Here is a 21,811-nt window from a genome sequence, read left to right as displayed (position 1 = left end):
CGGATTCGTTATCCGCTTTTACCAACGCAGCATACGACGAACAATGCCATCATTGCGGAAAGCATGGTATATCGCCCCGCTAACATGCACAGCAATAATGCCCAACAGGGCCCAGGCCGTCCACAGATGCATTTCGCCCCAGAATTCGTTCAGCTCTTCACTGGGTTCGGCGATACGCGGGAACTCGATCGCCCACCACCATACCGTATCCCAACGGGTATGGGCCGATGACAGGTAACCTGTCACGCACACCGCCAATACCAGACCGTAAATCAAGACATGTGATAACACCATCAAGACATGCATCCAGAGTTTCATATGCGTCGAATCTACCGGTGCCGGGCGATATTTAAGCCGCACGTAGAGCAGCATCAAAATGATAATAACCAGCGTAATGCCGATGTTTTTATGTAGCTGGAATGGAAAGGCACGGAACTGCAATTCCTCCGATGGCAGTGGCAGCCCCATCATCCACCAACTGGAGATAAACAAAAAGAAAATAGAAACGGCCAGCAACCAATGCAGGATCACCGCCGTTCTGTTGAAACCTTGTCTTTGCATAAGCGCATCCGTTTAATCGTTGCCATCAGCAGCGCAATCAGGCATTTGCTTCCGTATGCCTGCCTGCAACCGCCCCCACTAACAACATCAGGTGCAATACAAACCACAGTAAAATGCCGCCCAGGTAGACTTCTCGCAAAGTCGGGCCGGTATTGACCACGGCAGCAAACTGCAACATATCAATGGCCGCCAGTCCAGCAAAAACAGTCACGGCTGCTTTTGAGGCCCAAGGCGTGTAGTTAACAAGTGCACCACCAATAATGATGGATATGAACGCCAGTACGGCACCAACCGCCGCCAACGTCAACTGCGCCGAGGGGAACCAGTCAGGCGCGGCAAGGGCAATCCCTTTAACGTGATTCACCAAGTACTCACACTCAGCGAGACTGATGCCCTCTTCCTCGAGTTCTTCCGGCGGACACTCCGCAACCGGCATTTCACCACTGGCTGGCATATTGCTGGTCACTACGAACTGTTTCATCACTTCATTACCATGCACAGCCGTCAGAAATACGCCTAGCATAATCGCGACGACACCGAGGATACTTGCCCAACTTGGAGAGGAAGGCTTGTTATTTTCATCAGACATGCAACACCTGTCCTGTTTTTTGATATTTCTCTCTTAAATCCGAGACTGAGATGAAAGCCGGTTCAGCGCCGTTACCAAAACAGTAACAACCTGCCAAGCCAGAAAACACAGTAACCCAGCTCAAAATTGTGACAGGTGAGATTAGATGTTGGTTCGAAATAAAAGTTAGCGTGTTTAGTGAAGCTTGCTTGCAGAAGGCAATCCGGGGTTAGTCCCTGCTCCAGCGCGTCGTGGTCTGCGGATGGGGCCGGAGTCTGACGCTAAACCAGCTTCTTGATACCGCTGAGCCCCGCCAGCACCAGGCTGCCGGCAATCACGCCGACCAATGCGTTAATCAACATAGGCAGCATCACCGTCATAACCACACCCAGGTTATGCAGCAGCGGTTCGAGCAGATGATGCAGAAACGGCAGGCCATGCACCAGGATACCGCCCCCCACCAGAAACATCGCCAACATGCCGACTACCGATAAAAAGCGCATAAACTTGGGCGCAATAAACAAAATGCCCTGCCCCAAAGCATGTTTAAACCGTCCAAAGGCATTACGGCCCGCATTCTTAATCAATGCCAGACCGGCATCATCAAATTTCACAATGCCGGCCACCAGACCATAAACCCCTACGGTCATCGCAACAGCAATCAACGAAACCACCATGCTTTGCGTCAGAATATCCGCGCCCTGAGCTGCGCCCAAAGCAATCACTATAATTTCCGCCGACAAAATAAAATCGGTGCGGATTGCCCCATTGATTTTGGTTTTTTCAAACGCCTTGATATCAACCGCCGGATCGCTGACCGCTTGCGCCAGCTCTTGATGATGCGCGTCATCTTCTTCCTTGCTGTGCAGCCATTTATGAGTAATCTTTTCTACCCCTTCAAAGCACAGGTACAATCCGCCGAGCATCAATAACGGCGTCACCAGCCAGGGAATAAAGGCACTGATCAGCAAAGCCAGCGGTACCAAAATCAGCTTGTTAATAAATGACCCTTTCGCGACCGCCCATACCACCGGCAATTCACGGCTGGCCTTGACGCCACTGACCTGCTGGGCATTCAAGGCCAAATCATCGCCCAACACGCCCGCAGTTTTCTTCGCTGCCACCTTGGTCATCAACGATACATCATCCAGCAGAGTGGCAATATCATCCAAAAGAGCAAGAAAACCAACACTGGCCATGAATTATCCTTTTATAACTGTCAAAGCCCTAACCTTAGCAGATTCACCTGACTTGTAGCATATTTGCCACTTTTGGCAAGTCATGGCACTGCTGGCTTTGCAAGCCGGTTGCTCGAAAATGTGATTCGACTCACCAACTTCGCAAGTGAGAAATAAGAACTTCCATTTTGAGCTGACAGTCTAAAATTCGAACAAACTGCCAATGAGGAGGTGAGCGTTATGTTTCACTTCATCACCGTAAAATCACTAACTTTATTGCTGTTTGCTTTTCTGCTTACAGCTTTCTCAATCAACCATGCCAGAGCCGGTGATTTTAGTATCAGTATTGGTTTCGGGTTCCCGATTGGTTACCACGATCATGGCTATCACCATTATTACTATGATCATGGCTATGTAATCGGCCATTATGGCCGCCATTACGTCCCTAACCACCATTATTACCCACCGAAACATTACTACAAACATAAACGTCACCACTACACACATCGCGGCTATGGAGGGCATAAAGGTTATTACCGGCATACACCACGCGGTTACTATCGTGATTATGGCCGCCATCACCGCGGCCACCGGTATTACCGACACTAAACAGTGCTCTCAGTGAGCAGATAATAACGATCAGGATCTGGTAGGTTGGTGCTGAGTGGAGCACGTCTCAACATCGAGAAGAATTTTATTGGTTCTCACCTCACTCCAACCTGCCGTGATCACTCCTTGCGAGACCAACCGCCGGGGCACAAAGGTGCATAGCGCGTTGAGCAGCCGTAGTCTGGTTGTTGATTTAAATGCCTGTCAGCCCAGAAAATATTCCTTCGCAAACGAGTCATGAACTGTAATGCGGTCGGGTTTGTAATCTGTGTGATTGTCACGGCACCAGCTAAAGTACGCGCTCATTTCTGCATAGAAATCCTGCGGGTTGAAATCCGTTCGGTAGAACCACGACCACCACACATCTGAACAGGTAAGTCCGAAGTCTGACTTTGCAGAATCGTGTACAGCCACGCCGAATGGCGGGGCGGCGGTTTCTGTGAGATAGGCGTTGACCACAGGCATGCCGATCAGCAGTGAATCCCTGTATGCCGGGTTCTCGTCCAGTCGTCGGGCCGAACCTGCAAGCAAGTCTTCGCCACGATAAATCGGACCTTTGGCAACAGAGGCTTTCACCATGAATTGAAAGTGCGGGTTGCCACTATCCTCAAGAAAAACGTTTGATAAGACCCGCAAAACGGATGCCAGCAACACCTTAATATCACCCACCTTAGTGCTGGTGATGTAGACGCCGTCCATAACAGGAAATACCCTCAAGTCCTGAAACGCGATATCTCTTACCGCGTCCAGAACGCAAACATGCGTTTTGAATATGGCGGTGGAAGTGTCCTTTAGCGATGACGCCATCAAATTCTTGGCTCCCATAAGATTCAGCCAGGCAACAAATCGCTCTTGGGGGGCGGGTACTTTGTTTGGATCGAAGTATGGCTTTCTCATTCTGACGACGTCCTAGGTTACCGGTATTGTTGTCAAACCAGACCACATGCTATCCAGTCTCCACGCTTTCAATCTTACTGCTTCTTAACCGGTGTTTGCCAGACCTTGCACCATTTTCTGCTCGCTCGGGGTCAAGGTGAACCTTTTGTAGCTTAGTGATAAGCGCAGCGAATCCAACACCTTGCCTTATGTGGGCTTGCAAAATGCAACCCACCTACTTGCTGTAAAAACAGTCAGAGCTTACTGTTGGTCCAGGTAATTCAGGATTTGTGGAGGGTTATAGCCACGAATAATCTGCTTATTTACAACCAGCAAAGGCACACCGGTGCCGCCCAGCGATTCATATTCCCTTCTGGCCTTGGTCGACTTTTCAATATCAAAGTCGTGGTAGGCAATCCGGTTTTTGTCGAGGAACTGGCGTGTTTTGGCACAATAACCGCACCATTGCGTGGAATACATCACCACCTGCACACCCTCCAGACCGGAGTAATCCTGAGGTGGATCAAAAAAGTCATTAATCCCATCCCATTGCTGGATAAGAACGACCACGAGAAAAATAACTATCCACTTTCTCACCATCGTCGTCCCACTGTAGAGGTTAGCGTATTCATCCCACTGCCGGCACTCTGGATTGAAGTTGTTCAGGCAAATGTTGCACCAAGCTACGGCGCGCCTTATGCCAAAAGCCAGACAGCAGTATCAAAGAGAAACCAATCACCACGCCGACATAAGCAAAGCTATCACCGGCAAGACCGTAGGTTTTAAGTAATTGCGACAAGGCGACCAGCACATATACCAGTGAAGACACCATAAATGCGCGGCGGTCGATGACCAGAGACACCAGAGTCAGCACCAGATAAAGCACCAGCACAATACCCAAATCCAACGTACGCTGATTGCCCTCAAAAATACCTAAATTGGAAAACACAGGATGCACAATCAGCGGCGCAGCCGTGAGATGCAGCCAGAACGCGACATCGGACTTGCCGGTCACCCGTTTCAAATCGGCCATATCCCAGCCCATGGCAAAAATGAAAACCGCAATGCCACCCGCAAACATCAGCGACGTTAAATAATCTCTTAAAACCGGGAAAATCGAAACCAGAACGGCGGCCACAAAAATGACGGCGGTTGCCACTCCAGCGGCTACTGTAATCGGCACTTTAAAGCGTTTCCAATGCAGCCAGGCAGCTATTGAGGCGACGGAACCCGCCAGCATCATCACCTGCTCGGACCGCAGTTCGAAGAGTAATAATAAAATGACTGTCGCAAACACACTGCCAACAAAGGTAATCAATAAGAAAATGGCTGGTAACGCCATTTTACGCTTGAGTACAAAGAACTCGGCCAGCCCCCATGACAAGGCGGCGACGACCATCGTCGCCAGGGCCGCACTGAACCCCTGAATCACCCAACCGGCAGACAGCAGTAATAAGGCACAGGCAATCACCACAAAGATATCGTTAAAACTGGTGATGAGCTTGAAGTCTTCTTCATCAGCAAAATAAGTGTTGTTACGTTGCTGAATATGAGTACGAAACCTTTCAACGGCTGACTGGGTGAAAATCCCTTTTGCTACCGCTTGTTCCAGATCGTCGTCTGTGTACATAGCTATCCTTGTTTTATATTAAGGCCTGTTTATCTTTCATAGCCACCTCTGTTGTGAGATGAAAAAGCGTCTATCAAGGCGCGAGAAGAGCAGTTTAGCCATTCTAAACAAACGACGAGCAACACCGATAGACGCTTTTTCAGCCACAACCCAGAGGGCTGGAGCGTAAAAATACGCCTCTAGCAGTGGTGGCCCTGAAAGATAAACAGGCCCTAGTGTGACTATTAACCATGTATCCTGAAATTCTGGATATCCGTTTAACTGCTACCACTAGGATACAAGCATGGCCTCCATCATCCCAGCCGATCAAACCTTTGCCGTCCTGGCCGCCTTGTTTGCCATTGCATTATTTGGCTTTTGGGCTGAGAAGAAACCCTGGGGCAAGATGCTGACCGGGGCGGTGTGGGCAATTCTCATCGGCATTCTCTTGTCCAATCTGCGCATCATCCCGCAGCAGGCACCGGCCTATAACGTCGTGTTCAGCTATTTTGTGCCGATGCTGCTGCCCTTGTTTCTGATGCATGCAGATGTCAAACGCATCCTGGCGGAAAGCGGTCGTGTCGGTATTGCCTTTATTCTGTCCTGCATCGGCACGGTATCAGGCGCCATCATTGCAGCCAGTGTTGTCGATCTTGGTGAAAATGAAAATATTCTGGCTGGTATGTTTACCGCGACCTATACCGGCGGTTCCGCCAACTTTGCTGCACTCATCCAGTCAACGGGCTTTGATGACGCCAGTGCCATTGCTGCTGCCACCGCCGTCGATAATTTACTGGGCGTGGTTTTCCTGATTATTCTGGTGGCGATGCCTGCATCGAGTTTCTTAATGAAACGCTATGTCGAGCGCTACTATGCTATGGATGATAAAACTGCTCTCCAACAGGGAGAAAAGCAGGTCAGCGGTTTGTCATTAGCCGCGGCCATAACTTTTGCGATGGCCGTTGTCGCCTTATCCGATATCGTGGTGGCTTTATTGAACTCGCTAGCAGCCACTTATGACTTCAGCATCCTGCGCTATCTGTTTATCACCTTGTTTGCTGTACTGCCTGCCACCTTTGCCCCCGGACATATGCAGAAAATGCATGGCGGGCAAAGTATCGGCCTGGTGCTGGCTTTGGTCTTTTTTGCCACCATTGCCGCCGGCGCCGATGTCGCTACCTTGCTGGCTCATGCCCCCATCCTGCTGTTATTTGTATTGATCTTGCTGTCAACCCACTGGATCGTCACATTTGGCGGTGGCGCTTTACTGACCAAGCTATTCAAACGGATGGGCAAAGATAAAGAACTGGGGCTTTCCCTGCCCGAACTGATTATTGCCTCCAATGCCGCCATTCTCGGAGCCACCACTGCCCCCGCTTTAGCGATGGCGCGTGGCTGGGGAACGCTCGTCACACCTGGGATTTTGGTTGGTGTGGCGGGTTATATTATCGGCACGCCTTTAGGTTTGTTGATTGCTTCTTGGTGGTAAAGCTTATCACCGTCATTGCGAACGGAGTGAAGCAATCCAGTTCAACACTGGACTGCCGCGTCGGCTTCGCCTTCTCGCAGTGACGATATTTTTTACGTCATTCCCACGACAGCTGGAATCTAGCCATAAAATAAAGTGATCTGACCGCTTGATACGACGTCTCACCCATGTGTCGCACTGGAAATAAATAATTGATTTTAAAATGTTTTTTATGAATATAACCGTATTGCATATCAATATCGCGAGTATACTCAATATATCGGCTGGATATCTTCCGCCGAACCTAGGGATACACATCATGAACGCTCGTAAACACATTTCAACTGGACTCTTTCTTACCTTGGTAATACTGACCTTAGCCGCCTGTAGTGGCATGTCGAGTCAGGATAAAAGCACTGCTGCAGGAGCAGGCATCGGCGCCGTAACGGGTGCAGTCTTAACTGGTGGCAGTGCTGTCGGAACCGTCGGTGGCGCTGCTGTAGGCGGTGTCATAGGCCATGAAGTTGGCGACTGATTTATCAGCCACCAACACACAACTAAGCCCCGTCAATTGATGGGGCTTCTTTTTGCAATAGAAGCCTGGTTGCCAATTCCACAAATCAGATGGCAATCACGATCGAGTTGGTTGAACTCTTTCATTTCAAAAGGCGAATTTCAATCGTGTCTGACCCTATTGATCCTCCTTCTTTTAATCTCACAAATTATTGGTATAAACATTCTTCTGCACCCACCTCTTCAGAGCATAATTTTTATAGCCCCAAAGAAATTTTGAATGTTCAGGTTGAAGTTTAATGTTAACTATTTGTTTACCCTTGATTACAAAATCTTTAAAAAACTTAGGGTCGGCTTTTTCATTAAAAATGGGATCATAAAACTGATCTTTATGTGCTTCTACAGCTTTTCTATCCTGCAAATAAACTACATTACGACTGATTGGTGCGTACGATGCTTGAACAGCTTTATAGTAGGTAAAAATAAAGAATTTTTTTCGTTCTAATGAAACCCTAATCAAATGCAGGGCAGGTCTTGAAGCTAAAATATCCATCTCATTATATTTTACACAAAGTAACAGTGGTACATAAACCCTGCATCTCTGTAACATTTTAAAAACTGGATAATTAGAGCCTAGATGAACCAACATGCTTTGTATCAGAAAGACGTTCCGAGACATCTCCGTTAATCTGTAGAACTTCTCGATATTTTTTGAGTCATGCTTCAGAGTTACACCTGTTGAATATTCAAATGTACTTTTTAGTCCAATATTCTTTGCTTTTGAAGTTTTGGGTATCTCAAGAATATTGCTAGTGTCATGCATAACCTCGATCAATACAAAATAGATAAAACGGTTAATATCACTCAGAACTATTTTTTCCTTGAACTCATCCTTTTCAAAACTAACCTGTAAATCAATCAGCACCCTCCTGAGAAGAAAGATTAATGTTTGAGTCGTATCATTTGCATTTATGGCCCTCTCAGTGAGATCTTTTGTAAGCTCTCTAAATGAAGCTATATCAACTTCGGTTATTGGCCTTATATCTTTTTGTTTTAAGTTCTTTTCCTCAAGCTCTTCAATGAGTAACACAGCTAGCTCATTAGTAGATTTATTAGACGAACGCGTCTCTTTTATGCGTTGCTTTAAGTCCTCGTCTAAATAAGCTTTTAATTTCTTTGCGCCGAAGAAAATTGCGTAAACAGCTGAGAATCCAACCGCGATATCTCTGATAATGACAGCCAGATCCTTCCAAGAGGCAAGGTCAGTGGGAATTGAATGAAACAATGAACTTAATAAATCACCTATGAGACTGATTAATGCATCCATCTTCACTCCTCCATGAGGTTAAATCGAGCTAGCTTTTTTTCTTAACCGGCCTCTTCCACCCCTCAACCGTCTTCTGCTTAGAAACGGTCAAAGTCAAAGCCTCAGCAGGCGCCGTCTTACGAATAGTAGACCCAGCCCCAATAGTAGCCCCATCCTCAACAATAACAGGTGCCACCAACTGAGTATCAGACCCCACAAACACCCGATCACCAATAATAGTACGATGCTTATTAGCCCCATCATAATTACAGGTAATGGTACCCGCCCCGATATTCACATCAGCGCCCATATCAGTATCACCAATATAGCTGAGGTGGTTGATCTTGGAGCCAAGGCCGATATTGGCATTTTTGACTTCAACGAAGTTACCGACCTTGGCTTTGGCTGACATCACCGTACCCGGACGCAGACGGGCAAATGGGCCAACAGAGCAGTTAGTGCCCACTTCAGCATTTTCAATAATGCTGTTGGGCAGAATTTCAGCGCCTTCGTGAATCACGCTATTGATAATGATGCAGTTGGCACCGATCTCGACGTTATCGGCAATGGTGTTGTTGCCTTCAAAGATGACGTTGATATCGACGGTAATATCCTGCCCGGCTGTAATCTCGCCGCGGATATCGACACGGGCCGGATCACGGAAAGTGACCCCTGCCATCATCAAGTCGGTGGCGCGTTTTTGCTGGTAATAGCTTTCCAGTTCGGCCAGTTGCACGCGGTTATTAACACCAGCAACTTCCATTTCGTCTTCACAGACAACGGAGTCAATCTCGATGCTCTGCTCGACCGCCTGGGCAATCAGATCGGTCAGGTAATATTCGCCCTGGGCGTTGTTGTTATCGAGCTTGGTTAAAGCTTCATCCAGCCACTTGGCCGGGATGCACATAATGCCGGTGTTGACCTCATTGATCAGCTTGGTTTCTTCATCAGCATCTTTTTCTTCGGTAATGCGCAGCATCTTGTCATCAAAGTCGCGCACAATGCGGCCATAGCCGGTCGGGTTATCCAGCAAAGCGGTGAGCACTTTGAGGCTGTTGCTGTCGCCTTCATCAATCAAGGCTTGCAGCGTGTCAATTTCAATCATCGGCACATCGCCATACAGCACCAAAACCTGATCACTGTTCTGGAAATAATCCTTAGCCTGCTCAACCGCATGACCGGTGCCTTTTTGCTCATGCTGGATAGCGGTCTGAATCCCTTGGCCTTCAAGGTAAGGCACAACGTCGCTGGCGCCATTGCCGCAGACAACAGCAAGTTCGGTGGGATTGAGCTTTTTGGCGGTATCGACCACATGTTGCAGTAAAGGCTTGCCACCCAAGGTGTGCATGACCTTGGGCTTGTTGGATTTCATGCGGGTGCCTTTACCGGCGGCGAGGATGATGATGGATAGTGACATAAACGGCTTGTTGTTAATTCAAAAGATGCATTCTAGCAGATTGATATTCACGATTCTGAAATGAACCACTGAGGCACCCTTCGACAAGCTCAGAGCGAACGGAAATAATGATCGAGATAAGCGTCACACCGTTCGTGGTGAGCATGTCGAACCATGAACACATATGACAAGCCTTTGTTCCGGGGGTAGTGATAAGACTCGAAATAGAAAGCATGCTTGTCTATTTCCTCCAAACCTTCTGCGCCTCTGTGGTTAATTCATTTTTTAAAAGGCAAAAAAAAAAAGGCCGTCCGAAGACAGCCTTTCTTTATTGATGTGGCTTGGGATTAGTGTCCCTTGCCTTTTCTCATACGCTCGATAGCACGCAATTGCGCCATTGCTTCGGCCAGTTCTTTCTGGGCTTCGGCAAGGTCTTTCTTCGCACTTTTATCTTTCAGTGCACGTTCTGCATCAGCTTTGGCCTGCAAAGCTGCCGCTTCATCAACATCAGCAGCACGCATTGCAGTATCCGCCAGAACAGTCACAACATGTGGCTGAACTTCAAGCATACCGCCGGAGACGTAATATTGCTCTTCTTCACCGTTGCTTTTCAGCACACGTACTTCGCCTGGTTTCAGTTGCGTTAACAGTGGGGTGTGACGAGGGTAAATACCCACTTCACCCATTTTTGCCGGAGCAAAAACCGCTTCTACCAGACCTGAAAAGATCTCTTGCTCAGCACTAACAATGTCAACATGGATAGTCATAGCCATGTGCTACCTCCCGGGGGGTTAAAGCTTCTTGGCTTTCTCAACGGCTTCTTCGATACCACCTACCATGTAGAACGCTTGTTCCGGCAGAGAGTCGTAGTCACCATTCAGAATGCCTTGGAAACCAGCAATCGTGTCTTTCAGTGAAACGTATTTACCAGGAGCACCAGTAAAGACTTCCGCAACGAAGAACGGTTGTGACAGGAAGCGCTGAATTTTACGAGCACGAGATACGGTTTGCTTGTCTTCTTCAGACAGCTCGTCCATACCCAGGATCGCGATGATGTCTTTCAGCTCTTTATAACGCTGCAAGGTCCCTTGCACGCCACGAGCCACATCATAGTGCTCGTTACCGACAACCAGCGGGTCCAGCTGACGTGAAGTCGAATCCAGCGGGTCAATCGCAGGGTAGATACCCAGCTCGGCGATTTGACGAGACAAAACAACAGTCGCGTCCAAGTGAGCAAAAGTGGTAGCTGGAGACGGGTCAGTCAAGTCATCCGCAGGTACGTATACCGCTTGGATAGAAGTGATAGAGCCTACTTTGGTTGAAGTGATACGTTCTTGCAGAACACCCATTTCTTCCGCCAACGTCGGCTGATAACCTACCGCTGATGGCATACGACCCAACAGGGCTGATACTTCGGTACCGGCCAAGGTATAACGGTAAATGTTATCAACGAAGAACAATACGTCACGACCTTCGTCACGGAAGAACTCAGCCATAGTCAGGCCGGTCAACGCAACACGCAGACGGTTACCTGGCGGCTCATTCATCTGACCGTAAACCAGCGATACTTTATCGATAACGTTGGAGTCAGTCATTTCGTGATAGAAGTCGTTACCTTCACGGGTACGCTCACCGACACCGGCGAATACCGAGAAACCGCTGTGTTCGATCGCGATGTTACGAATCAGTTCCATCATGTTAACGGTTTTACCTACACCGGCACCACCGAACAGACCGACTTTACCACCTTTGGCGAACGGGCAGACCAGGTCGATAACTTTGATACCGGTTTCCAGCAGTTCGTTACTGGCAGACAGTTCATCAAATGCAGGTGCTTTGCGGTGGATACCCCAACGCTCTTCTTCACCGATGTCGCCTTTTTCGTCGATAGGGTTACCCAATACATCCATGATACGGCCCAGGGTTTTCTGGCCAACCGGAACGCTAATCGCTTTACCAGTGTTGCTGACTCCCAGGCTACGTTTCAGACCGTCTGTGGTACCCATGGCAATCGCACGAACGACACCGTCACCTAATTGTTGTTGAACTTCCAGGGTCAAACCAACTTCTTCGACCATTAAAGCATCATAGACTTTTGGCAGACTGTCACGTGGGAATTCCACGTCAACGACCGCGCCGATAATTTGTACAATCTTTCCAGAGCTCATCTTGCTTCCTCTTAATAGCTTCGGGCGACTAAGCCCGTGTTATCTCAGTTATACCGCAGCGGCACCTGCAACAATCTCGGATATCTCTTGCGTAATCGCAGCTTGTCGAGCTTTGTTGTAAACCAGTTGCAAGTCATCGATAAGGTTACCGGCGTTGTCGGTTGCGTTTTTCATCGCAATCATACGAGAAGCCTGTTCGCAGGCAATATTCTCAACAACACCCTGGTAAACCAGAGACTCGATGTAACGGACCAGCAGGTTATCCAGTACTTCTTTTGCATCAGGTTCGTAAATATAGTCCCAGTGATGAGACAGCTCTTTGCTCGGTTTTTCAGGCTTGGCCGGTAACAAACGTACAATCTTGTCTTCCTGAGTCATCGTGTTCACAAACTCGTTATAAACAAGGTAAAGGCTGTCAATTCGGCCTTCGTTATACGCATCCAGCATGACTTTGACTGTACCGATTAATTCGTGGGGATGCGGAGCGTCACCCAGCTGTACAGATTGTCCGGCATGGTTAACAGGAAGTCTGCTGAAGAAGTTGGATGCTTTCTGACCGATGGTGCAGACATCCACTTCCAACCCTTTATCTGACTTATCTTTAATCTCAGTCAGGACAGTTTTGAACAGGTTGTTGTTCAGACCGCCACAAAGTCCACGATCAGAAGAAACAATAATGTAACCAACACGTTTGGTTTCTTCACGATCCTGCAGGTACGGATGTTTGTACTCAGGATGGGCGAAGGCCAGATGCTGGATAACATTATAGATTTTGTCTGAATAAGGGCGCGTCGCTGCCATGCGATCTTGAGCCTTACGCATTTTACTCGCAGCAACCATCTCCATCGCAGAGGTGATCTTCTGCGTGTTCTTGATGCTGCCGATTTGAGTCCGTATCTCTTTACCGCTAGCCATGACTTATGCTCCGATTACCAGCTTCCGGTTGTTTTAAAGCTCTCGATTGCAGATTTAAGCTGGCCTGCAATGTCGTCATTAAAGTTACCGGTGTCGTTAAGGTTCTTCATCAAGTCCGCATGGTTTGAACGCATATATGAAAGCAATGCCGCTTCAAAAGAACCGACTTTGTTGATTTCAACATCGTCCAGGAAACCTTCGTTAGCCGAGAACAGGGAAACCGCCATTTCAGCTACTGACAGAGGTTGATACTGAGGTTGTTTCATCAATTCGGTCACACGTTGACCACGGCTGATTTGCGCACGGGTTGTTTCATCCAGGTCAGATGCAAACTGGGCGAAAGCCGCCAATTCACGATACTGAGCCAAATCAAGACGAATACCACCACCCAGTTTTTTGATGATCTTGGTTTGCGCTGCACCACCTACACGCGATACCGACAGACCCGCGTTAATCGCAGGGCGGATACCGGAGTTGAACAGGTCAGTTTCCAGGAAGATCTGGCCGTCGGTAATCGAAATAACGTTGGTCGGCACGAATGCTGATACGTCACCCGCTTGGGTTTCGATAATAGGCAATGCAGTCAGAGATCCTGTTTTGCCTTTTACTTTACCGTTAGTAATTTGCTCAACGTAGTCAGCGTTAACACGCGCTGCACGTTCCAGCAGACGCGAGTGAAGATAGAAAACGTCACCAGGATAAGCTTCACGACCAGGTGGACGACGCAACAACAGCGATACCTGACGGTAAGCCCAGGCCTGTTTGGTCAAATCATCATAGATGATTAGCGCGTCTTCACCTTTATCACGGAAGTATTCGCCCATGGAGCAACCGGCGTACGGTGCAATAAATTGCAGCGCTGCTGAGTCAGAGGCCGAAGCGGCAACGATGATGGTATGACCCAAAGCATCATGCTCTTCCAGCTTGCGAACAACGTTCGCAATAGAAGAAGCTTTCTGACCAATCGCAACATAGATACATTTAACGCCTGTACCTTTCTGGTTGATGATGGTATCAACCGCAATCGCTGTTTTACCGGTTTGACGGTCACCGATGATCAGCTCACGCTGGCCACGACCGACAGGAATCATTGAGTCAACTGATTTCAAACCAGTCTGGATAGGTTGATCAACTGATTGACGAGCGATTACGCCGGGTGCCACTTTCTCGATTGGAGAAGAGCTTTCAGCGGTGATATCACCTTTACCGTCAATCGGCTTACCCAGAGAGTTAACAACACGACCCAACAGGGCTTCACCGGTAGGGACTTCCAGAATACGACCGGTACATTTTACTTTGTCGCCTTCTGAAATGTGTTGATAGGCGCCCAGTACTACTGCACCGACTGAGTCACGCTCAAGGTTAAGGGCCATACCGAAAGTGTTGCCCGGGAATTCAAGCATTTCCCCTGACATAACATCGGCTAAGCCATGAATACGAACAATACCGTCGGTCACACCAACTACGGTACCTTCTGTACGCGCTTCAGTGGCCCCATCAAAGCTTTCGATACGCTTTTTGATCAGGTCACTGATTTCTGCTGAATTCAGTTGCATCTCTGTTTCCTCTATAACGGGCCGCTTAGTTAATAGCGCTGGCCAGTCTGTTCAGTTTACCCAAGGCAGAACCATCAATAACCAGATCCCCTGCACGAATGATTGCACCGCCTAACAAGCTTTCATCAACACTGGCATTGAGCGTGATATCACGACCCAGGCGCTGTTTCAGCGCAGCTGAAATCTTGCCTTCCTGCTCTGGTGTCAGTGTTCGCGCCGAAATGACATCGGCGGTCATGGATTTTTCAGCTTCCGCGCGCAAGGCTTCGAAGAGAACGGTGATGTGCGTCAGCAACATCAGACGGTTGTTTTCTGCCAGCAATGACAGGAAGTTACGGGCATCTTTAGTCATTGTTTCGCCAGCAATATCCGCCATTAACGAAACAATTTGCTCGTCACTTACCGCAGGGCTAGTGATTATGGATTGCATTTCAGGATCTGCGACGCATTGCGCCAGAACCGCAAGCAGGTCAGACCACGCCTTCAACTCGCCTTTTTCCTGTGCAATCGCGAAAGCCGCGTTTGCATAGGGACGAGCGATGGTTATTGCTTCTGCCATCCTAACTTTCCTCTAGATTCGGCTTACCAATTCGTCTAACAAATCGGTATGGGCCTTTTCATCAATTTCACGGCCAAGAATTTTGCTCGCTCCTGCCAAGGCAACACTACCGACCTGTGATTTCAGTTCATCACGGGCACGGTTCGCTTCCTGTTCGATTTCCGCTTTCGCAGAAGTCAGAATGCGGTCACCTTCAACACGGGCATTATCTTTGGATTCATCCACAATTTCGTTACCACGGCGCTGAGCTTGCGAAATAATTTCACTCGCTTGCTCTTTTGCTTCATGGATAACTTTTTGTGCACGCTTCTCAGCCAGTTCCTGTTCGTGTCTGCCACGTTCTGCAGCAGCCAGACCATCAGCAATTTTCTTTTTACGCTCTTCCAACGCATGCATGATGGGCGGCCATACATATTTCATGCAAAAGCCGATGAACAACAGGAATGCAATTGCCTGGCCTATCAAGGTTGCATTGATATTCATGCCTGTACCTCTTATTTATCGCTAAATGGTTTAAAACGTAGTTTTCGAATTAAGCCACTGCGAACAGAATGTACATAGCCAGACCAACAGCGATCATTGGCACCGCGTCAACCAGACCCATAACGATAAAGAATTGGGTACGCAGCATAGGAATCAGTTCAGGCTGACGAGCAGCACCTTCCAAGAAACGACCACCCAGGATACCGATACCAACAGCAGCACCCAGAGCACCCAAACCCATCATTAAGGCACCAGCAATAAACAACAACGCTTGTTCCATTTTTTTCTCCTAAAAAAGACTAAATGAAAAATTTAAATTAAAACCAAACTCAGACTTAGTGGTGTTTCTGGTGAGCCATGTCCAGATATACGATGGTCAGCGTCATAAAGATAAACGCCTGCAAAGTGATAATCAGGATATGGAAAATTGCCCAACCAATTTGTAACAGACCTGCAAATGAGCCAAGAATCAAACTGGCACCATACATAATGGCAATCAGGATGAAGATCATTTCACCGGCGTACATGTTACCGAATAGCCGTAATGCCAGTGAGATAGGTTTGGAAATCAGGGTAACCCCTTCCAGAAACAGATTTACCGGGATACCCCATTTACCAAACGGCTGCAGGGTCAACTCACCGATAAAACCGCCCAAACCTTTCACTTTCACACTGTAGTAAAGCACCATCGCAAACACGACAAAAGCCATACCAAAAGTGGCATTCGGATCCGTCGTCGGTACAATTTTGAAGAAGACGTGGTGCGGATCTGCACCTAAAACGTTTGTGCCAAACAGGGTGGCAAGCTGTGGAATCCCATCGATCATGATCAGATCCATGAAATTCATCATGAATATCCAGACAAATATGGTTAATGCTAATGGCGCAACCAGCGGGTTTCTGCCACTAAAAGAGCCCCGCACGCTGCTGTCAATGAACTCCATAATCCATTCCGCGAAGTTTTGTGTCCCGGTCGGGACACCGGCGCTGGCTTTTTTCGCTACACTGCGGAAAAACCACATCATGAGAACGCCGAGAAAAACCGATACGCCGATGGTATCCAGATTGATTGCCCAGAACCCCATGTCAGCGGCCTCTTCAGCACTGTGGGCAACGCCCCAGGTGCCATCAGCTTTTTGACCGTAGGTCAGATTTTGTAAATGGTGCTTGATATATTCAGAAGAAGTAATCGCTTCACTAGCCATGTGTGGTCTCAAGATCGATTCATATTTCCTAAAAACAAAACCAATTGTGTCACTATGAATCCGACCAAAACTGCCAGCGCTGAAAACTTCAACACTATAAACCCGACCGAAAACATGGCGATGGTCAAAATCCACCGCTCCGCAACACATCTGTAAGCCTTGCGCAAATTCATTGCGGCATCTGATTTGGCCTCGTGCGCTGCCACCACCAGATGTCGCTTCTGCAACAAAGTGTTAGCGATGCCGATTGCAGCGCCATAAGCGCCGGCAATTGCCATCCCAAAACCCTGCCACAGAGAAAAAACTATTACTGTTAAAACCAGCCCGACAACCTGCATCTTCAGTATCTTATTGATGGGTTGTATTCTAGTCAGTCGGTCCATCGAAACCTGCTGGAGTGTATTTTTGCCTTAAGCAAATCACGGCATTATAAAGACTCGCCGCGGACCCGGTCAATGAAATTCTTTGCTTACTTTATTCTTTTGATTATTTTCTTCAATTCATCGACATTTCTGTAATTAATGACCAATCTGCCCTTGCCACTGGCGTTGTGTTTGATGCTGAATGCCGAGTCCAGTTTCTGTTTGATGAACTGCTCGATTTCACTAATTTCTTCCAGGTCGCTATCCGACTGTTTCTGTTGTGCTTTCTTCGGGTTAAGCAGTCTTCTGATCAGCTGTTCAGTTTCACGAACCGATAAACCTTTTTCCACGATCTGGCCGGCTGTGTCTGTCTGGACTTCCCCTTCCAATGCTAATAATGCACGGGCGTGCCCCATTTCCAGGTCACAGTTTTCCACCAGTTTTTTTACCGCATCATTCAGATTGCGCAATCTGAGCAGATTGGTGACTGAAGCACGGGATTTACCCACAGCCTCTGCAGCCTGCTGATGGGTCAGTTCAAATTCTTCGCGCAGACGGAACAAGGCATTGGCTTCTTCCATCGGATTGAGGTTTTCGCGCTGAATGTTTTCAATCAGCGCCATGGCTATCGCATTACGATCAGAAACATCCTTGATTAATACCGGCACGCTCTGCAGACCCGCCATTCTGGATGCCCGCCAGCGGCGTTCACCAGCGACAATTTCATAGCGGCCTTCTCCGACAGGACGCACCACGATCGGCTGAACCAGACCTTGCGCCCTGATCGAGTCTGCCAGCTCTTCCAGTGATTCCTGAGACATATCAACCCGGGGTTGATATTTGCCCGGTTGAATCATATCCAGAGGAAAATGTTGCAGGCTATCATCAAGATTAGTGTTTTCTACTTGATGTACATCGGCCAGCAAGGCATCCAGCCCTCTGCCTAAACCTCTTTTTTTACTCACCATCGGATTACCTGTCGTCTCAGCCATTATTGTTGTTGCTGTCGTCGCATAAATTCGCTGGCCAATGCCATGTAAGCAATGGAACCTCGCGAGGCACGGTCATAATTCAACACCGGCAAACCATGACTGGGCGCCTCTGCCAGCCGGACATTTCGTGGAATGATCGAGTGGAAAACTTTTTCTGCGAAATGACTGGTTAGCTGACGCGACACCTGATTTGCAAGATTATTGCGGGCATCAAACATGGTTCTGAGCAGACCGGTTATTTCCAGCGTCGGATTAGCCCGTTGCTTGACCCGCTCAATCGTCTTGAGCAGTGAAGACAGCCCCTCCAATGCGTAATATTCACATTGAATCGGAATCAAAATGCCCTGTGATGCCACCAGCGCATTAACGGTAAGCATACTTAACGAAGGCGGGCAGTCAATCAGAATGTAGTCATACTTCTCACGCGTCGACTCCAGCGCAAGGCGCAGCCGATGCTCGCGGAGTTTGGTTTCCAGCAGTTCGACTTCGGCAGCGGTCAGATCGGAATTGGTGGGCATCACATCAAAGCCCAGATCTCCGGCGCGAATAATGGTATCAACAGCACGCGCTTCCGCCATGATGACGTCATAACTGCTGTTTTGCAGCTCGTTTTTATCCAGTCCGCAGCCGGTGGTGGCATTGCCTTGCGGATCCAGATCAATCAACAGCACTTTCTTGCCATATTCGGCCAATGACGCTGCCAAATTTACCGTGGTGGTGGTCTTACCGACGCCGCCTTTCTGGTTGGTCACCGCGAATATATTTCCCATCTAATGCTCCTTGCCCAGAACACTGACAGACCAACTGAATACCAAAATATCACTTTGAAGGAGCACAGCCTTTATCCTTAATCAGTCTCACCAAATGTCTTTCACCCTCGCAACCCGGCACTCTTAACGATACGACATCAAGCAATCGAAAAGCCTCGGACTCGAACTGAAGCTCCTCGTCCGGATAAACACCTTTCATCAATACCAGCCTGCCCGCATTTTCACAATGCTGGCCTGCCAAATCAATGATGTCGCTAATGCTGGCAAATGCACGAGCGGTGATAATAGCAAACTTGGGTAAAGATACCTGTTCAACCCGGCCATGCACAACCGTGACATTATCAAGGCCGAGTTCTGCCTTGACCTGCTGTAGAAAACGGGTTTTTTTAGAATTACTGTCGAGTAAAGTGACCGCGGTTTGCGGACTGGCGATAGCGACAGGGATACCCGGCAGACCTGCGCCGGTCCCTACATCAAGCAATGAGGCTGCTGACAAATAAGGCAATACGGCCAGACTGTCCAGAAGATGGCGTGACAACATTTGTGCCGGGTCACGCACAGAGGTCAGATTGTAGACCTTATTCCATTTATGCAGCAGCGCGAGATAACTGAGCAGCTTGGTTTGCTGCTCAGAATTCAATTCAATATCGAGCGCTTCGCAGCCTTGTTGCAGCTGCGACAGAGAGGGCTCAGCCGCCATCAACTGGCTTCACTCATACCACTGCGTTTCAGATGCACCAGCAGCAAAGACACCGCTGCCGGGGTCACACCTGAAATACGGGCTGCCTGCCCCAGATTGCCGGGTCTGACCTGCTCCAGTTTTTCACGTACTTCGTTGGAAAGGCCGCGGACGTTTTTATAATCCATATCAATCGGCAATGCCGCCTTTTCATTGCGTTGCAACCGATCAATTTCATTTTGCTGACGATTGATATAACCAGAATATTTGGCTTGAATCACTACCTGCTCTGCCACCTCATCAGCGACTTGCTGCGCTTCATCCATCAGCGCCAGCAACCCCGCATAATCAACTTGAGGGCGACGTAACAGCTCTATCGCTGTGCTGACTTTTTTCAAAGGTTCACCAAGTACATTTTCAGCTTTGAGCTGATCGACTTTTTCCGGCACGAACTTGTAAGTTTCCAGGCGACTTCTTTCTTTTGCCACTGATTCCTGCTTGGTATTAAAGACTGCCCAGCGTTCATCATCGACAATGCCCAGCTGACGGCCGATTGGCGTTAGACGCAAATCCGCATTATCTTCACGCAGCATCAAGCGGTATTCAGCGCGGCTGGTGAACATACGATACGGTTCGCGAGTACCGGAAGTAATCAAGTCGTCAATCAATACCCCCATATAGGCTTCATCACGACGTGGATACCAGGGCTCAATGCCTCGCGCCTGCAGCCCCGCATTCAGACCGGCAATCAGCCCTTGCGCTCCGGCTTCTTCATAACCGGTGGTGCCGTTGATCTGTCCGGCAAAGAACAGGCCCGCCATGTGTTTGGTTTCCAGCCACGGGTTCAGATCGCGCGGATCAAAGAAATCATATTCAATCGCATAACCGGGACGGGTGATATGGGCATTTTCCAGCCCTTTCATCGAGCGCACGATTTCATACTGCACATCAAAAGGCAGACTGGTTGAAATACCGTTTGGATAGACCTCACCGCAATCCAGTCCCTCCGGTTCCAGGAAGATCTGATGTGATAATCGATCGGCAAAACGTACAACCTTGTCTTCAATCGAAGGACAATAACGCGGGCCGATGCCTTCGATCTCGCCGCTGTACATCGGTGACCGATCCAGATTATTGCGGATCACATCATGGGTCTGCTCGTTGGTATGGGTGATATAGCAGGAAATCTGCTGCGGATGATGTTCAGCTTTGCCCAGGAATGAAAATACCGGTGTTGGCGTATCGCCCGGTTGTTCGGTCAGTTGCGAGAAATCGATACTGCCTGTGGCGATACGCGGCGGCGTACCGGTTTTGAGACGATCCACCCGAAACGGCAAAGCGCGCAGACGTTGTGACAAGGCAATTGAAGCCGGATCACCGGCACGGCCTCCCTGATGGTTCTGCAAACCGATATGAATCAAGCCTCCCAGGAAAGTACCCACAGTCAGTACCACCGCTTTGGCAGAAAAACGCAGACCGGCCTGGGTTACCACTCCGACAACCCGATCGTGTTCGACTACCAGATCATCAACCGGCTGTTGGAAAATAAACAGATTAGGTTGCGATTCCAGATAGGCTCGCACAGCCGCTTTATAGCGAACACGATCGGCTTGCGCGCGGGTCGCACGTACGGCCGGCCCCTTGCTGGCATTTAAGGTACGAAACTGAATACCGGCACGATCAGCTGCCTGCGCCATAATCCCGCCCAGCGCATCAATCTCTTTGACCAGATGTCCTTTACCGATACCACCAATAGCAGGGTTACAACTCATCTGCCCCAAGGTTTCGATGTTCTGTGTCAGCAACAAGGTCTTCACACCCTGACGTGCTGAGGCAAGTGCCGCCTCGGTTCCGGCGTGCCCACCGCCGACGACAATGACATCATAGTGATCCTGGTAACTCATAGCGCACCGACAAACATATGTTGAAAAGAGAATAATTTTAACATGCTGTTAATAATCTTTGCCTATTATTCAATCATTTATCATTAGGATCTGTAACAGGAAACACTATTTTAATTATCATCAAACACACTGAC

General features: G+C 48.6%; 23 protein-coding genes. 2 read left to right on the top strand and 21 right to left on the bottom strand.

What is annotated here, in order from left to right:
* Positions 1–18: 18 nt before the first annotated feature.
* From OMP95_RS02015 to OMP95_RS02005, 3 genes are all read right to left on the bottom strand, one after another.
* Complete coding sequence (locus OMP95_RS02015) at positions 19–561, bottom strand: cytochrome b (RefSeq protein WP_266325389.1); 543 nt, start codon at positions 559–561, stop codon at positions 19–21.
* Between the two features lie 37 nt (positions 562–598).
* Complete coding sequence (locus OMP95_RS02010; RefSeq protein ID WP_266325387.1) at positions 599–1,150, bottom strand: hypothetical protein; 552 nt, start codon at positions 1,148–1,150, stop codon at positions 599–601.
* 260 nt (positions 1,151–1,410) lie between these two features.
* Positions 1,411–2,328 carry a DUF808 domain-containing protein gene (locus OMP95_RS02005; RefSeq protein ID WP_266325385.1) on the bottom strand — a complete coding sequence of 306 codons (918 nt, stop codon included), beginning with the start codon at positions 2,326–2,328 and terminating at the stop codon, positions 1,411–1,413.
* A 219-nt stretch (positions 2,329–2,547) separates the two neighbouring features.
* Here OMP95_RS02005 and OMP95_RS02000 point away from each other — a divergent pair, with 219 nt between their 5' ends.
* Positions 2,548–2,916: a hypothetical protein gene (locus tag OMP95_RS02000; RefSeq protein ID WP_266325383.1), complete on the top strand. Its 369-nt coding sequence runs from the start codon at positions 2,548–2,550 to the stop codon at positions 2,914–2,916.
* A gap of 204 nt (positions 2,917–3,120) precedes the next feature.
* Here the strand turns inward: OMP95_RS02000 and OMP95_RS01995 are convergent, their stop codons facing one another.
* The 3 genes from OMP95_RS01995 to OMP95_RS01985 form a co-directional block, all read right to left on the bottom strand.
* Positions 3,121–3,813 (bottom strand): hypothetical protein, encoded by a 693-nt coding sequence (locus OMP95_RS01995; protein ID WP_266325381.1) that lies wholly within the window; start codon positions 3,811–3,813, stop codon positions 3,121–3,123.
* Positions 3,814–4,053: 240 nt separating this feature from the next.
* Complete coding sequence (locus tag OMP95_RS01990; RefSeq protein ID WP_266325379.1) at positions 4,054–4,362, bottom strand: glutaredoxin family protein; 309 nt, start codon at positions 4,360–4,362, stop codon at positions 4,054–4,056.
* Between the two features lie 58 nt (positions 4,363–4,420).
* Positions 4,421–5,422 (bottom strand): hypothetical protein, encoded by a 1,002-nt coding sequence (locus tag OMP95_RS01985; protein WP_266325377.1) that lies wholly within the window; start codon positions 5,420–5,422, stop codon positions 4,421–4,423.
* Positions 5,423–5,705: 283 nt separating this feature from the next.
* On the opposite strand from OMP95_RS01985, the gene OMP95_RS01980 reads away from it, so the two are divergent.
* Positions 5,706–6,890: a DUF819 domain-containing protein gene (locus tag OMP95_RS01980; RefSeq protein ID WP_266325375.1), complete on the top strand. Its 1,185-nt coding sequence runs from the start codon at positions 5,706–5,708 to the stop codon at positions 6,888–6,890.
* Between the two features lie 694 nt (positions 6,891–7,584).
* Here OMP95_RS01980 and OMP95_RS01975 read toward each other — a convergent pair.
* The 15 genes from OMP95_RS01975 to mnmG form a co-directional block, all read right to left on the bottom strand.
* Positions 7,585–8,709 (bottom strand): hypothetical protein, encoded by a 1,125-nt coding sequence (locus OMP95_RS01975; protein WP_266325374.1) that lies wholly within the window; start codon positions 8,707–8,709, stop codon positions 7,585–7,587.
* Positions 8,710–8,737: 28 nt separating this feature from the next.
* Positions 8,738–10,105 carry a bifunctional UDP-N-acetylglucosamine diphosphorylase/glucosamine-1-phosphate N-acetyltransferase GlmU gene (gene glmU, locus OMP95_RS01970; protein ID WP_266325372.1) on the bottom strand — a complete coding sequence of 456 codons (1,368 nt, stop codon included), beginning with the start codon at positions 10,103–10,105 and terminating at the stop codon, positions 8,738–8,740.
* A gap of 326 nt (positions 10,106–10,431) precedes the next feature.
* The gene (locus tag OMP95_RS01965; protein WP_266325370.1) at positions 10,432–10,857 is read right to left on the bottom strand and encodes a F0F1 ATP synthase subunit epsilon; all 426 of its coding nucleotides are present in this window, start codon (positions 10,855–10,857) and stop codon (positions 10,432–10,434) included.
* An 18-nt stretch (positions 10,858–10,875) separates the two neighbouring features.
* Positions 10,876–12,252 (bottom strand): F0F1 ATP synthase subunit beta, encoded by a 1,377-nt coding sequence (atpD, locus tag OMP95_RS01960; RefSeq protein ID WP_266325367.1) that lies wholly within the window; start codon positions 12,250–12,252, stop codon positions 10,876–10,878.
* Between the two features lie 48 nt (positions 12,253–12,300).
* The gene (gene atpG, locus OMP95_RS01955; protein WP_266325365.1) at positions 12,301–13,167 is read right to left on the bottom strand and encodes a F0F1 ATP synthase subunit gamma; all 867 of its coding nucleotides are present in this window, start codon (positions 13,165–13,167) and stop codon (positions 12,301–12,303) included.
* A 14-nt stretch (positions 13,168–13,181) separates the two neighbouring features.
* Entirely contained in the window at positions 13,182–14,723 is a 1,542-nt protein-coding gene (gene atpA, locus OMP95_RS01950) for a F0F1 ATP synthase subunit alpha (RefSeq protein ID WP_266325363.1), read from the bottom strand.
* A 25-nt stretch (positions 14,724–14,748) separates the two neighbouring features.
* The gene (locus OMP95_RS01945; RefSeq protein WP_266325361.1) at positions 14,749–15,282 is read right to left on the bottom strand and encodes a F0F1 ATP synthase subunit delta; all 534 of its coding nucleotides are present in this window, start codon (positions 15,280–15,282) and stop codon (positions 14,749–14,751) included.
* 12 nt (positions 15,283–15,294) lie between these two features.
* On the bottom strand, positions 15,295–15,765 hold the full coding sequence (locus OMP95_RS01940) for a F0F1 ATP synthase subunit B (protein ID WP_266325359.1): 471 nt from the start codon (positions 15,763–15,765) through the stop codon (positions 15,295–15,297).
* Positions 15,766–15,814: 49 nt separating this feature from the next.
* Positions 15,815–16,045 (bottom strand): F0F1 ATP synthase subunit C, encoded by a 231-nt coding sequence (gene atpE / locus OMP95_RS01935; protein ID WP_266325357.1) that lies wholly within the window; start codon positions 16,043–16,045, stop codon positions 15,815–15,817.
* Between the two features lie 55 nt (positions 16,046–16,100).
* Positions 16,101–16,970: a F0F1 ATP synthase subunit A gene (gene atpB / locus OMP95_RS01930; protein WP_266325355.1), complete on the bottom strand. Its 870-nt coding sequence runs from the start codon at positions 16,968–16,970 to the stop codon at positions 16,101–16,103.
* Between the two features lie 8 nt (positions 16,971–16,978).
* Positions 16,979–17,353 (bottom strand): ATP synthase subunit I, encoded by a 375-nt coding sequence (locus tag OMP95_RS01925; protein ID WP_266325353.1) that lies wholly within the window; start codon positions 17,351–17,353, stop codon positions 16,979–16,981.
* Positions 17,354–17,439: 86 nt separating this feature from the next.
* Positions 17,440–18,300 carry a ParB/RepB/Spo0J family partition protein gene (locus OMP95_RS01920; protein WP_266325406.1) on the bottom strand — a complete coding sequence of 287 codons (861 nt, stop codon included), beginning with the start codon at positions 18,298–18,300 and terminating at the stop codon, positions 17,440–17,442.
* A gap of 23 nt (positions 18,301–18,323) precedes the next feature.
* Positions 18,324–19,094 carry a ParA family protein gene (locus OMP95_RS01915; protein ID WP_266325351.1) on the bottom strand — a complete coding sequence of 257 codons (771 nt, stop codon included), beginning with the start codon at positions 19,092–19,094 and terminating at the stop codon, positions 18,324–18,326.
* 49 nt (positions 19,095–19,143) lie between these two features.
* The gene (gene rsmG, locus OMP95_RS01910; protein ID WP_266325349.1) at positions 19,144–19,794 is read right to left on the bottom strand and encodes a 16S rRNA (guanine(527)-N(7))-methyltransferase RsmG; all 651 of its coding nucleotides are present in this window, start codon (positions 19,792–19,794) and stop codon (positions 19,144–19,146) included.
* The gene (gene mnmG / locus OMP95_RS01905; RefSeq protein WP_266325347.1) at positions 19,794–21,677 is read right to left on the bottom strand and encodes a tRNA uridine-5-carboxymethylaminomethyl(34) synthesis enzyme MnmG; all 1,884 of its coding nucleotides are present in this window, start codon (positions 21,675–21,677) and stop codon (positions 19,794–19,796) included. Before mnmG ends, rsmG begins: the two co-directional genes overlap by 1 nt.
* Positions 21,678–21,811 lie beyond the last annotated feature (134 nt).

The organism is Methylophaga sp. OBS4 (assembly GCF_026319305.1).
GTDB lineage: Bacteria > Pseudomonadota > Gammaproteobacteria > Nitrosococcales > Methylophagaceae > Methylophaga.
This window is presented reverse-complemented; position numbering and strand designations above follow the sequence as displayed.